Origin of the sequence: Cellulomonas sp. Root137 (assembly GCF_001426725.1) — a bacterium.
In the GTDB taxonomy this organism is placed as follows: Bacteria; Actinomycetota; Actinomycetes; order Actinomycetales; family Cellulomonadaceae; genus Cellulomonas.
Window position 1 is genome coordinate 70889 of sequence record NZ_LMFG01000002.1, and the last position, 12177, is coordinate 83065.

12 protein-coding genes are annotated in these 12177 nt (G+C 74.1%); 6 read left to right on the plus strand and 6 right to left on the minus strand.

The features are described 5' to 3' along the window. Positions 1 to 5: 5 nt before the first annotated feature. Positions 6 to 2837 (minus strand): BTAD domain-containing putative transcriptional regulator, encoded by a 2832-nt coding sequence (locus ASD18_RS12730; protein ID WP_056092376.1) that lies wholly within the window; start codon positions 2835 to 2837, stop codon positions 6 to 8. Between the two features lie 121 nt (positions 2838 to 2958). Between ASD18_RS12730 and ASD18_RS12735 the strand changes: the two genes are divergently transcribed. After that, on the plus strand, positions 2959 to 4005 hold the full coding sequence (locus ASD18_RS12735; RefSeq protein ID WP_056092379.1) for a bifunctional 2-polyprenyl-6-hydroxyphenol methylase/3-demethylubiquinol 3-O-methyltransferase UbiG: 1047 nt from the start codon (positions 2959 to 2961) through the stop codon (positions 4003 to 4005). Positions 4006 to 4029: 24 nt separating this feature from the next. Here ASD18_RS12735 and dinB read toward each other — a convergent pair whose 3' ends face one another. Further along, positions 4030 to 5211: a DNA polymerase IV gene (dinB, locus tag ASD18_RS12740; protein WP_369817291.1), complete on the minus strand. Its 1182-nt coding sequence runs from the start codon at positions 5209 to 5211 to the stop codon at positions 4030 to 4032. Between the two features lie 41 nt (positions 5212 to 5252). Between dinB and ASD18_RS12745 the strand changes: the two genes are divergently transcribed. Next, positions 5253 to 5627 carry a VOC family protein gene (locus ASD18_RS12745; RefSeq protein ID WP_056092383.1) on the plus strand — a complete coding sequence of 125 codons (375 nt, stop codon included), beginning with the start codon at positions 5253 to 5255 and terminating at the stop codon, positions 5625 to 5627. Between the two features lie 178 nt (positions 5628 to 5805). On the opposite strand, the gene ASD18_RS12750 is transcribed toward ASD18_RS12745, so the two are convergent. After that, complete coding sequence (locus tag ASD18_RS12750; protein WP_056092386.1) at positions 5806 to 6186, minus strand: YciI family protein; 381 nt, start codon at positions 6184 to 6186, stop codon at positions 5806 to 5808. Between the two features lie 49 nt (positions 6187 to 6235). Beyond that, complete coding sequence (locus ASD18_RS12755; RefSeq protein ID WP_200938613.1) at positions 6236 to 6784, minus strand: NTP transferase domain-containing protein; 549 nt, start codon at positions 6782 to 6784, stop codon at positions 6236 to 6238. A gap of 53 nt (positions 6785 to 6837) precedes the next feature. On the opposite strand from ASD18_RS12755, the gene ASD18_RS12760 reads away from it, so the two are divergent. The 3 genes from ASD18_RS12760 to ASD18_RS12770 all read left to right on the plus strand — a co-directional run bounded on the left by ASD18_RS12760 (position 6838) and on the right by ASD18_RS12770 (position 9443). Next, positions 6838 to 7299 carry a 2-oxo-4-hydroxy-4-carboxy-5-ureidoimidazoline decarboxylase gene (locus ASD18_RS12760; RefSeq protein ID WP_056092389.1) on the plus strand — a complete coding sequence of 154 codons (462 nt, stop codon included), beginning with the start codon at positions 6838 to 6840 and terminating at the stop codon, positions 7297 to 7299. Beyond that, the gene (gene uraH, locus ASD18_RS12765; protein ID WP_056092392.1) at positions 7296 to 7628 is read left to right on the plus strand and encodes a hydroxyisourate hydrolase; all 333 of its coding nucleotides are present in this window, start codon (positions 7296 to 7298) and stop codon (positions 7626 to 7628) included. The genes ASD18_RS12760 and uraH overlap by 4 nt, the downstream gene beginning before the upstream one ends. Positions 7629 to 7850: 222 nt before the next feature. Then, positions 7851 to 9443, plus strand: coding sequence for an HNH endonuclease signature motif containing protein (locus ASD18_RS12770; RefSeq protein ID WP_056092394.1), 1593 nt, complete (start codon positions 7851 to 7853; stop codon positions 9441 to 9443). Between the two features lie 118 nt (positions 9444 to 9561). Here the strand turns inward: ASD18_RS12770 and ASD18_RS12775 are convergent, their stop codons facing one another. Further along, positions 9562 to 10035 (minus strand): nucleoside deaminase, encoded by a 474-nt coding sequence (locus tag ASD18_RS12775; RefSeq protein ID WP_056092397.1) that lies wholly within the window; start codon positions 10033 to 10035, stop codon positions 9562 to 9564. A gap of 76 nt (positions 10036 to 10111) precedes the next feature. Then, positions 10112 to 11005, minus strand: coding sequence for a factor-independent urate hydroxylase (pucL, locus tag ASD18_RS12780; RefSeq protein ID WP_056092399.1), 894 nt, complete (start codon positions 11003 to 11005; stop codon positions 10112 to 10114). A gap of 153 nt (positions 11006 to 11158) precedes the next feature. On the opposite strand from pucL, the gene ASD18_RS12785 reads away from it, so the two are divergent. Beyond that, positions 11159 to 12163 carry an XdhC family protein gene (locus ASD18_RS12785; RefSeq protein WP_056092402.1) on the plus strand — a complete coding sequence of 335 codons (1005 nt, stop codon included), beginning with the start codon at positions 11159 to 11161 and terminating at the stop codon, positions 12161 to 12163. Positions 12164 to 12177 lie beyond the last annotated feature (14 nt).

Here is a 12177-nt window from a genome sequence, read left to right on the forward strand (position 1 = left end):
TCGTGCTAGCCGACGCGGCCCGCGATCGCCGTCAGGGCGGCGTCGAGCACGGCTGCTCGGGTCAGGGGTGTTCCCGCCCCGGCCGAGCGCGCGGAGGCCGCAGCCGGTCCCACGGCCGGCGCGTCGGGCGCTGCGTCGGCGGCGGTGGACAGCAGGCGCGCCGCGTCGTCGTCACCGGTCCGCCGCAGCAGGTCCGCGAGGTTCCGCAGCGTCGCCCACAGGTGCGTCCAGTTGCCGGTCCGCGCGAAGTACCGGATCACGTCGCGGTAGCCGCGCAGCGCGTCCTGCACCCGTCCCTGGTCCGACAGGGCGGTGAGCAGACCCACGGTCGCGACGCCGACCAGGAAGGTGGCGCCGGAGCCGCGGGCCAGCCGGACGGCGTGGCGGTAGTGGCCCTCCGCGGCGCCGGCGTGGGCGGTGGCGTTCTCGATCTCCCCGGCCACGTAGGCGGCCCACGCGCGCTCGGTGGGGGAGGCCGCGCCGACGAGGGCGTCGGTGCAGAGCGAGCGCGCGCGCGCCGGGTCGCCGGAGTAGAGCGCGGCGAGCGCTGCCACGCCCGACGGGTCGGGGCGCGGTGAGGCCTGCGTCGCGGCGAGGGCATGCTCGATGGCCTCGAGGTAGCTGCCCCTGGCCAGGGCGACGACCGACCACGGCACGTGGCAGTACCAGCGGCCGAGGTCGTCCGTCGCCTGCTCGAGACCGGTGCGAGCGAGGGTGGCCGCCTTCTCGAGGTCGCCCCGCTGGTAGGCGGCCTCGGCCGCGGCGCCGTGGACGCCGGCGGCACGGGGATGGCCGGCGAGCACCGGGTCCGCCGCCAGCTCCTCGGCCCAGGCGCGGATCTCGAGCAGGTCGCGGTAGGCGATCGCGCCGTACAGCGAGACGACGACGTGGGCCGCCGCGTCCACCGCACCGCGGCGACGCGCCAGCTGCCACACCGCGCGCAGGTTGGCGCGCTCGCGGCGCAGCGTCGCGTCCGCGTCGGGCTCGTCGTCCCCGGCCAGGCCCGCCTCGATGCTCGTCGTGAGCCGGACGCCCCAGCGCAGCATGCGGTCGGCCGACTCGTCGTCCTCCCCGGCCGCGACGATCCGGTCGAGACCGAACGCGCGCAGCGTCTCCAGCATCCGGTAGCGGGTGCGCACCTCGAAGTGCGCGTCGACCATCGAGGCGTCGACCAGCCGGGAGAGCATCGCCCCGGGGTCGCCGGGCAGCCCGAGATCGGCGGCCAGCCACTCCGCGGACTCCAGGTCCAGCCCGTCGACGAACGGCGCGACGTGGCGGAACAGGCGCTGCTCGTCCGGGGAGAGCAGCCGGTAGGACCACTCGACGGTCGAGCGCAGGGTGCGGTGCCGGGCGTCCCCGGTGGGCCGTCCGGAGCCCAGCAGGTCCAGGGAGCGGTCGAGGCGGTCGTGCAGGTCCCGCAGCGAGAACGCCGACAGGCGGCTGGCGGCGAGCTCGATGGCGAGAGGGACACCGTCGAGTCGGCGCACGATGTCGGCCACGAGTGCCAGCTCCGCCGCGGAGGCCGCCGGGTCGGTGCGCACCCGGGCCGCCCGCTCGAGGAAGAGCGCGACGGACGCGACGTGCGCGGGGTCGTCGTCCGCCCCTGGCAGCGGCAGGGGAGCGAGGCGCACCGTGTGCTCGCCGGGCAGGCCGAGCGGCTCGCGGCTGGTGGCCAGCACGGTCAGCTGGGGGCAGGCGGGCAGGACGACCGCGAGCAGGTCCCGGACCGGGTCGAGCAGGTGCTCGCAGTTGTCGACCAGGAGGATCCCGGGCCGGCTGTTGAGCACGGCCGTGCACGCCTCGAGCACGTCGCCCTGCACCACGTCGAGCTGCAGCGCCGCCGCCAGGGCACTGGGCAGGGCCGTCGGGTCGGTGACGGGGGCCAGGAGCAGGACGGTCACCGCCGGCGCGCGGGCGACGACCTCGAGGGCCACGCGCGTCTTGCCGACGCCTCCGGTGCCGACGAGTGTCACCAGGCGTTCGTCCGCGAGCACCCGGTGGAGCGCGGCCACCTCGGCGGCGCGCCCGATGAGCCGGGTCGGCGGTCGTGCCGCGAGCGACGGCCCCGGCGCACGCCCGGAGCCACCGCCTGCGATGACCCGTTCGAGCTCCCCGACCGCCGGGGACGGGTCCAGGCCGGTCTCCTCCGCCAGCCGCTGCCGCAGCTCGCGGCCGACCTGCAGCGCCTCCGCCGGACGCGCGACCGCGGCGAGCGCCCGCATGAGCAGCACGGCCGCCGACTCCCGCAGCGGGTCCGCCGCGTAGGTGGCGGTCGCGAGGTCGACGACGTCGGCGGCCCGGCCCGCGTCGACCGCGTTGGCCACGAGGGCGTCGGTGACCTCGCGCCGCAACCGCGCGCACTCCTCGATCGACACGGCGACCGGCGCCACCTCGGCGAGGTCGGCCAGGATCGGCCCTCGCCACAGGGCGTGCGCCTCGCGCAGCTGGGCCAGCGCGCCGCCCGGGTCGTGCGCCGCCCGGGACCTGGCGCTCGACAGCAGCGATCTCGCGTGCGCGAGGTCCAGCTCGGAGGCGCCGAGCCGGAGCCGGTACGCGCCGGGACTCGTCTCGAGCCGGTCCGCGGCGGGTCCGAGATGGGCGCGCAACCGGGAGACGTGGGTCTGGATCGCCTGGCGCGCGGACTCGGGCGGGTCGGCCGGCCACAGGGCGTCGACCAGGTCGTCGGCGGTGACCGCGCGCCCCTCGGCCAGGGCGAGCAGGGCGAGGACCGCTCGGCGCCGAGGCCCCGGGACGTCCACGACGGCGCCGTCCACCTGCACCTGGAGGGGGCCGAGCACGTCCACCCGCAACGGCACCGACGGGACCGTCGCGCTCATGGACGCCAGTATGCCCGGCCTGTCAGCGCGGAGACAGGCCGTGACAGGGCGGTGACAGCGGGTCCCGCCAACCTCGTCTCATCCCGGCGACCGGCCGGGCAGAGACGAAGGAGAAGGACAGATGGACCACGACAAGGTGCGGGCGTTCCTCGGCCAGGTCATCACGGACATGGGCGCGACGGGCTCCGCGGGCGCGGTGGTGATCGGCCACCGGCTCGGCCTGTACGGCGCGCTCGCCGAGGGCCCCGCGACGGCGCAGGCGTTCGCCGAGCGGACCGGCTACGACCAGCGCTACCTGACCGAGTGGCTGCGCAACCAGGCGGCGGGCGGGTACGTCACGTACGAGCCGGCCACCACCCAGTTCTCGCTCACCGAGGAGCAGGCGTACTGCCTCGCGGACCCCAACGGCCCGAACGTGTCCGCCGCGTTCGTCGCCGGGGTCGGCTACCTGCGCGCCGAGCCGCAGCTCACCGAGGCGTTCCGGACGGGTGCCGGCGTCGGCTGGCACGAGCACCACGAGGACGTCTTCGTCGGCTGCGACGCGTTCTACCGCCCCGGCTACGTGGCCGATCTGATCCCCACGTGGATCCCGGCGCTGGACGGCGTCGAGCAGAAGCTGACCGAGGGCGGCCGCGTCGCCGACATCGGTTGCGGCCTGGGCTCGACGTCCGTGCTGATGGCGCAGGCGTTCCCGAGCTCCCGCGTCGTCGGTTCCGACTACCACCGCGAGTCCGTCGAGCTCGCGCGCAAGAAGGCGGCCGAGGCCGGCGTGACCGGTCGCGTCGAGTTCGAGGTGGCGACCGCGCAGGACTTCAGCGGCTCCGGGTACGACCTCGTGACCACGTTCGACGCCCTGCACGACATGGGCGACCCCGTCGCGGCCGCCCGGCGGGTCCGGTCCGCGCTCGCGGACGACGGCACCTGGCTGGTGGTGGAGCCCGCCGCGTCCGACGCGCTGGAGGAGAACCTCCACCCCGTCGGCCGGCTCTACTACGCCGGGTCGCTGTTCCTGTGCGTGCCGAACAGCCTCTCGCAGGCCGGCGGGTACGCGCTGGGCGCGCAGGCTGGGGAGACCGCGATCCGGGAGATCGCCGCGGCGGCGGGGTTCACCCGCTTCCGGCGCGCCGCGACGAGCGCGCTGAACGTCGCGTACGAGATCCGTCCGTGACCCCGGGGGATCGCGGTGCCGTCCTCACTCCAGGAGCGGCACCGCGATCCCCTCGCCCCGGCGCAGCAGGCTCGCGCGCACGACCGCCTGCGTGCCGAACCGCAGGGCCACGGCGTCCACGGCCTCGTCGAGACCCCCGTGGTCGGGATGGTCCAGCGGCAGCGCGAGCTGCACGAACTCGTCCGACGAGAGACCGGTCAGGGCGACGCCGACCAGGGTGATCCCGCGCTCGCGGATCAGGGGTGCTGCGGCGTCCAGGAGCCCGAGGGCCGCCGCGGCGATGTCCTCCGAGGAGTCCGTGCCGGTGACGAACGAGCGCGAGCGGGTGGCCTTCGTGTAGTCCTCGAACCGCAGCCGGAGCACCACCGTCCGCGCGATCCGGTCCGCCTTGCGCATCCGCCGGCACACGCGGTCGACGAGCCCGAGCAGGGCCGCCCGGACGAACGCGGGATCGTGCGGGCCGTGCCCGATCGCGCGCTGCGCCCCGATCGACCCGCGCGACTGGCCCACCACCACGCGGGCGGGGGTCAGGCCGTGCACCACCGCGTACAGGTGGGCGCCGGCGGCCGGACCGAGCGTGCCGGTGAGCACGGAGCGGGGGAGCGCGGCGACGTCCCCCGCGGTGAACAGCCCGTACGCGTGCAGCTTCGTCGCGGTCACCGCACCGACGCCCCAGAGCAGCTCGACGGGCAGCGGGTGCAGGAACGAGTCCTCGTCGGCCGGGAGCACCAGCAGCAGCCCGTCCGGCTTGGCCACGCGCGAGGCCACCTTGGCCAGGAAAGGAGTCCGGGCCACCCCGACGGTGATGGGCAGACCGACGACGTCGCGGACCTGCGCACGGAGACGTGCGCCGATGTCCACCGGCGCGACGTCGATCCGGTGCAGGCCGGCCACGTCGAGGAACGCCTCGTCGATGGAGACGCCCTGGACCATGGGGGTGGTCTGCCGGAAGAGCTCGAACACCGCCTTGCTCGCCTCGACGTAGGCGTCGAACCGCGGCCGCACGATGATCAGGTCCGGGCACAGGGCGCGCGCCTGCCGGCCGCCCATCGCGGTCTTCACGCCGCGACGCTTGGCCTCGTACGAGCAGGCCAGGACCACTCCGCCACCGACCGCGATCGGGCGGTTGCGCAGCCGGGGGTCGTCGCGCTGCTCGACGGAGGCGTAGAAGGCGTCGAGGTCGGCATGCAGGATCGTGGAGCGCACGAACACATGTTCGAACGTACCTCTGACACTAGGGTGCCGTCATGCACCGGATCATGCTCCGGGAGGTCATCATCGACGCTCCCGCGAAGGCCTTCGACGCGGTCACCGCGTTCTGGTCGGGCGCCCTCGCGGCGACGCCCCACCCGGTCCCTGACGAGCCGTTCACCGCGCTGCGGGACGCGGCCTCGCTGCCGCACGTGGCGACGCAGGACATCGGCGACGACCCGACGCCGCGTTACCACCTCGACATCGAGACGGACGACCTCGAGGCCGAGATCGCGCGGTTGGAGGGGCTCGGAGCCACCGTCCGCACGCGCTACGACGACTACGCCGTCATGGCGGACCCGGTCGGCCTGGTGTTCTGCTTGCTGCCGCCGGTCTCCGAGGAGTTCGAGGCGCGCGCGAAGACCGTGTGACGCGACAGGTCAGTCGTAGAACGGGGGAAGGAGGTCCGACGCGTCGTCCGTACGGTCGACCACGAGGGTCCCGCACTCCTTCGTCTGCTCACGTTCTGCTGCCAGTCGCCACCACGGTGCGTTCACGCTCCCGATCGTCCACCCGCCGGTGTCTCGACAGGTGGGACGAAGGGCCCTGTCACTCCCAGACGTACGCGGGCCGCAGCTCCGCGACGCTCCCCGGTCCGGCGAACTGCGCGGCGATCTCCTCCGCGCGCTCGCGCGAGGCGCAGTCGACGAGGAAGAACCCCGCCAGGTGCTCCTGCGTCTCGGCGTAGGGACCCTCGCTCGCCAGCGAGCTCCCGCTGCGCCAGCGGTACACCGTGGCGGACGCGGGGTCGGCCAGGGCCTCCGCGGTGACCAGCTCGCCGCTGGCCGAGAGCTCGCCGAGCAGGGTGTCGAACTGCCGGTCCGCCTGCTCGTGGTCGGCGACGGGCAGCGCGCGGCCCTCGTCGGTGAACCGGGACGTCGGGTGGGCCCAGGGCTTCGGGTTGGAGTGGATGAGGATGAGGTACTTCACGGTGAGCCTCCTGTGGGTGGGTGCTGTCGGGGCGATGACGCGGGAGACCTCACGTTCTCGACACGTCCTCGTCGAGTCCGTCGTGCACGTCACCGCACTCGACCTCGACGACGCCGTGCTGGAGGAGGTAGGCGCGGGCGCCGCGGTCGCCGTGGAGCGTCTCGGCGAGGGGCGCCCAGTGGCCGGCGGCGATGTACACCGGATGACCCGGCCGGCCTCCGTACACCGCCTGCCGGAGGTCTCCCGTGCGTGCCAGGAGCCTCTCGATCACGCTGGTCGGGGTGCCGGGCAGATCCACCAGCGTCACGACGGCCGCGTCGCCGGTGGCGTGGGCGAGCCCGGTGCGCAGCGACTCGCCGAGGCCGTCGGCCCACCGGTCCGCGACGACCGCGGTGACCCGCTCGTCGTCGGGGACCAGGCCTCTCGCCTCCTGCGCGGCCGCACCCAGGACGACGACGACACGGTCGCAGCCGCCGTCGAGCAGCAGCCTGGTGGCGTCGGCGAGCCAGGGCACCACCAGCGCCTTCGGGCTGCCGTGCCGCGTGCCGGCGCCCGCGGCGAGCACGATCCCGCAGAGGCTTGCGTGGGTGGGAGGCACGTCCCGTACGGTGCCAGTGCGCGAGTGCGGAGCGCTACCGGAGGGCGGCCTGGATGATCGACGACGGACCTGAGACCCGCGAGCGGCTCACCACCGCGCTGCACGTCGCCCGGTGGGTCGACGAGGTCGCGTCGGGCTGCCCGTACCCCTCGGTCGACGCGCTCGTCGGGGTCGGTGACCTCGCGGCGCGGTCGCTGAGCACGGCCGAGGTCGACGAGGCGCTCAGCGCCCATCCCCGCATCGGGGAGCGGTCGACCGGGCTCTCCGCAGCCGAGCAGGCCGCCTCGAGCACCGAGGACCCCGCCCTCGTCGCCGCGATGGCCGACGGCAACCGCGCCTACGAGGAGCGGTTCGGCCGGATCTTCCTCATCCGCGCCGCCGGTCGGAGCCGGCCCGAGATCCTCGCTGAGCTCCACCGACGGCTCGGGCTCACCGACGACGCCGAGTCCGCCGAGGTCGCCGACCAGCTCCGTCAGATCGCGCTCCTGCGCCTGCGCACCCTGTTCGCGTCATGAGCCAGCTGACGACGCACGTCCTGGACACCGCGCTCGGCCGGCCCGCGGCGGGGGTGCCGATCCTCCTGTCGGCGTTCGACGCCGGGGAGTGGACGGTCCTGGCCTCGGGCGTCACCGACGACGACGGCCGCGCCCGGTCCCTGGGGCCCGATCATGTCGCGCCAGGGCGGTACCGGTTCACGTTCGACACCGCGGCGTACTTCGCGGCGACCGGGCAGGTCGGGTTCCATCCGGAGGTCGTGGTGGTGTTCGACGTGGTGGATGACGGGCACTATCACGTGCCGCTGCTGTTGAGCCCGTTCGCGTACTCGACGTACCGGGGGAGCTAGGCGCGCGCTCGCAGCTCCGGGTGACCGTTCGACTCGGGTGTCCGACCTACCGGTGCCGGGCCTCGATCCTCCACCGGCCGGCAGGCACCGCGTCGCCCGCTCACGCCTTGATCAGCTCGGCGTTGGAACGCGGGCTGTGGGCGGGTCGGTGGTGCGGCTGCGGACATGTTGATGCAGGTCAGAGCCTTGTCGCGACGATCCGGCTCCTGTAGGATCGAACGTATGTTCGAGTCGACGGTCGAGGTGCAGGATGTGGCGGCGCAGGTGCGCGACGCCACCGCCACCCTGGCTGCCGTGGCCCGTGAGTCCCGGGCGTGGAGCGGGTCGGACCGGTCGGCGGTGCTGGCTCTGGTGCGCGTGAGCGAGGCGGCGTTGGCGGAGGCGCGGGCGCACCTGCTGGTCGCCGACCGCGACGCCGGCGACTCGATGCGCCCGGGGGACCGGTCGTTCGAGGCGGCCCACGCGCGGATGACCCGGTCCGGTCTGGGCGAGGCGGCGCGGGTAGTGCGGCAGGCCGACGCCATGGTGTCCATGGGCACGGTCGCGGCGGGGGTGCGCGACGGGGTGGTGCCGTTGGGTCACCTGGACGAGCTGGCCCGGATCGCCGGGTCGGCGTCCCCGGAGGTCGCGGCCGTGCTGCGCAGCCCGCAGGCGCAAGAGGTGGTGGTGGGGATGGCCCGATCCGCGTCGCGGCCGGACTTCGCCCGCGCCCTGGCCCGGTGGGTCGCCGCGCAGGACCCGGCGGGGCTGCAGGCCGTGCATGATGCCCAGCACCGCGAACGGTTCTTCACCCTGTCCGCCCAGGGTCACGGGGTGTTCCTCAAGGGCCGCCTGGACCGGGTCGCCGGCGAGACCCTGCGGGTCGCCCTGGACGCGATGGGCCAGTACGGCGACGACACCCGCTCACCCGGGCAAGCCTCCGCCGACGCGCTGACCATGCTGGCCGAGCACGCCTGCGCCGCTCGTGCGGCTCGTCCAGGCCCGGTCGGGGTGGGTTCACGCCTGCCGGCCGCGCCCGCCGGTGAGCCTCTCGCCGACACGGACGCGGCTCCAGCCGGCACCGGCGCAGTCACGTCCGGGGCGGTCAGCCGCCCGCACCTGTCCCTGCTCGTGCCGGCAGAGACCGTCGCCGAGTTGCTGGCCCACCAGCGCGCCCTGCACGATGCCGACACGAGCGTGAGTCGCGCGGACATCGACGCCGGCACCATGGCCGCTACGGGCGCAGGGGCGGGTCGGGTCCTGTGCGCCCCGATAGCCCTGCCGTGGGGGACCGTGGTTCCGGCGACGTTGGAGGACGGCACCCCGGTGCCGATGTCCGAGCTCGCGAAGGCGTTGTGCGAGGCGGACATCACCCGGGTCGTGATGTCCGCCGAGAGCCTCCCGCTGGACGTCGGACGGTCCAAGCGGCTGTTCACCACGGCGCAGCGCCGGGCCGCGGTCGTGCGCGATGGGCAGTGCACCTGGAACGGGTGCGCCCAGCACGCGTCGCGCTGCGAGGTGCACCACGTGCGCTGGTGGGACCGCGACCGGGGGGACACGTCGATCAGCAACGCTGCCCTGTTGTGCAAGCACCACCACTCCGAGGTCCACCGGCTCAACCTGTCCATCCAACGCCTGGAGAAACCCCCCGGCTGGACCCGACGGCAACGCATCACGGCCCACATAGGTGGAGCAGGACAAGCGGTGGACGGGAACCTCGACGCGCCCACCACTACCGTCGGCGCGACCGGTGGCCGTCAACTCCTGCGCTACGTGTTCCGGGACCACCGCGGCCACCTCATCAACGCACCCGACGGGAAAGGCGGCGCGCCCTAGCAGTCCGGTGGTCATGCGTCGGGTGCGGAAGTGCTGGCGCGTCAGGGAACGCGGGCTGTCGCGAACACGTGGGCTGCCGAGGGCGGAGCGTCAGACCTGGAATGTCAGGCCTGGAGTGTCAGTACTCGATGCGCAGGGGACGGGCCAGCCACGCGTCCATGGGCTCGGACGCGTTCGGAACCCGGTGGTTGTCGACCGGCATCGGCCAGGTGTCGCGGTGGCTGGCGAACAGGTCGTAGAAGGCACGGTCGTCGAATCCCGCGCGCGCGGCGTCGATCCGGTCCGCGGCGAAGACGACTCGGTCGACCCGGGCCCAGAGGCAGGCGGCGATGCACAGAGGGCACGGCTCGCACGACGAGTAGACCGTCGCGCCCGCGAGCGAGAAGTTCTCGATCGCCCGGCACGCAGCACGGATGGCCTGGACCTCGGCGTGGGCGGTGGGGTCGTTGTCGCGCGTGACGCGGTTCTGACCGACACCGATCACCTCGCCGTCGCGGACGACGACGGCACCGAACGGACCGCCGCCGTCGGCCACGTTGGCGGTCGCGAGGGCGACGGCCTGCGTCAGCCAGCTCTCGTCGTCGGGGCTCATGCGACACCTCCCAGGATCACGGTGCGACGGCGGATCCGGGTCGCCGACGGGCGGCTCGTGCGGGTCGAGGACTGGGTCACGGTGCGCCCACCGATCGCGTCCAGGCGGTGTCGGCGTCGGGTGCGCCCTCCCGGACGACCACCGCCTCGATCAGCCCGTACGGGCGGTCGGCAGCGAAGAAGACCTCCCCGGGGTTCGGCAGTCCGAAGGGGGTGAGGTCGGCGAGGAAGTGGTGCTTGTTGGGTGCGGCGATGCGGACCTCCACCACCTGAGGGACGGCGTCGAGCACAGCCTCGCCCATCTGCCAGAGGGTCTGCTGCAGCGCCAGCGAGTGCTCCGAGGCGAAGGTCGAGAGGATCACGGCCCGCACCACGGCATAGGTCGCGTCGAAGTCGAGGTCGGTGCCTGCGTAGCGCCACTGCACGGTCAGCGAGGTGGCCAGCACGCGGTCGTCGGCGTCGACCAGGGTGGTGAACTCGTCCCGCAGGAAGCCCCGGAACTCGGACGCCGTCGACTTGAGCACCGTGAGGTCGCGCAGGCCCGCGATGACCGTGGCGCCGCTGTCGTCGGTGGTGACGGACGCCGTCCGTACCTCCTGCCCGCTGCGGACCCACGTGTGGTCGTGCTCGGCGCCGTCCACCACGGCTCGGACCCAGGCGTACTCCTCGACGTCGACCCGAGCACCGGAGACGGGCGCGACGTGGTCGACGAAGTGCCGTCCGAGCAGCGTCGCGAACTGCTCCGGGGAGGAGATCCCATGCGTCTTGGCGAACACGAACGACATGTTCTTCTGCGTGTCCGTGGGCAGGACGGCCGACTGGTCGCCCTCGAGGTATGCCGCCGTGAAGTCGCCGCGCAGAGCCGTCGAGACGTTCAGGTCCCGGATCTCGTGGCGCGGCGTGTCGCGCACGATCCGGACGACGCGCGTCTCGGCCTTGCCGTACTGGTGGGCGTGCAGTCGGGCGCTCATGGCCGCAGTGTGCCCGGGCGATGTGACACGCGCGTTTCCTCCTCCCGGGACACCGGTGAGGACGAGGTGCCCCGCGGTCCCGACGGTACTCGCGGGCGTTCGGGGGCGGTCTAGGCTCGTCGCACTCTGCAACAGGACGTCGGGAGGTGTGCCGTGCTCGAGATCGCGGACCGCCTGCTGGCCATCCTCAGTGCGGGTCACCGGGTCGCTGTCGCCACAGTCGTGTCGATGACCGGCAGCGCGCCGACGGTCGTCGGGACGTCGATGGCCGTGGACGACACGGGCGCGGCCCTGGGGAGCGTCGCCGGCGGGTGCGTCGAGGGGGCGCTGTACGAGCTGTGCACCTCCGTGCTCCAGGGTGCCGCGCCGGGCGTCCAGGAGTTCGGCGTGACCGACGAGGACGCGTTCGCGGTCGGCCTGACCTGCGGCGGCGTGCTCCGGGTGCACGCCCGCCTGATCGGGCCGGAGGACGTGCCGGTGCTGGCCGCGGCGGCGCGCGGGGACGAGGCCGTCATGGTGACCGCCCTCGACGGGCCGCTGCCCGACCGGCTGCCGACGGTCGACCGGTCGGGCCTCGTGCGGGCCATGGGTCCCGACGGTGGCGTCGAGGTGTTCGTCGAGGTCGCGTCGGCCCCGCCGCGGATGCTCGTCTACGGTGCGCTCGAGTTCTCCTCCGCGCTCGCCGTGGTGGCTCGGGCGGCGGGCTACCGCGTGACGGTGTGCGACGCCCGCGCCGTGCTGGCCACCCCGCGGCGGCACCCGGCGGCCGACGAGGTGGTCGTCGACTGGCCCGTCCGGCACCTCGCGCAACAAAGTCTCGGTGTGCGCGACGTGGTCTGCGTGATGGCGCACGACGACCGGTTCGACGCCGACCTGGTGCTCGCGGCGCTGCGCTCCGGGGCCGGCTACGTGGGCGCGATGGGGTCGCGGCGGACGCAGGACCGGCGGCTGGCGGAGCTGGTGGAGCGGGGGGTCACCGACGACGAGCTGGGCCGCCTGCACGCGCCGATCGGCCTGGACATCGGTGCGTCGACCCCGGGCGAGACGGCCGTGTCGGTGCTCGCGGAGGTGCTGGCGTCACGCGCGGGAGCCACGGGCCTCCCGCTGACGGACCTGGCCGGGCCGATCCACCGCCCCGCGCGCACCCACCAGCCCTGACGCGGGACGTCCGC

Coding starts and splice junctions, on each gene's coding strand:
- ASD18_RS12730 (WP_056092376.1), bottom strand. CDS start 2,837: ATGAGCGCGACGGTCCCGTCGGTGCCGTTGCGGGTGGACGTGCTCGGC.
- ASD18_RS12735 (WP_056092379.1), top strand. CDS start 2,959: ATGGACCACGACAAGGTGCGGGCGTTCCTCGGCCAGGTCATCACGGAC.
- ASD18_RS12745 (WP_056092383.1), top strand. CDS start 5,253: ATGCACCGGATCATGCTCCGGGAGGTCATCATCGACGCTCCCGCGAAG.
- ASD18_RS12760 (WP_056092389.1), top strand. CDS start 6,838: ATGATCGACGACGGACCTGAGACCCGCGAGCGGCTCACCACCGCGCTG.
- uraH (WP_056092392.1), top strand. CDS start 7,296: ATGAGCCAGCTGACGACGCACGTCCTGGACACCGCGCTCGGCCGGCCC.
- ASD18_RS12770 (WP_056092394.1), top strand. CDS start 7,851: ATGTTCGAGTCGACGGTCGAGGTGCAGGATGTGGCGGCGCAGGTGCGC.
- ASD18_RS12775 (WP_056092397.1), bottom strand. CDS start 10,035: ATGAGCCCCGACGACGAGAGCTGGCTGACGCAGGCCGTCGCCCTCGCG.
- pucL (WP_056092399.1), bottom strand. CDS start 11,005: ATGAGCGCCCGACTGCACGCCCACCAGTACGGCAAGGCCGAGACGCGC.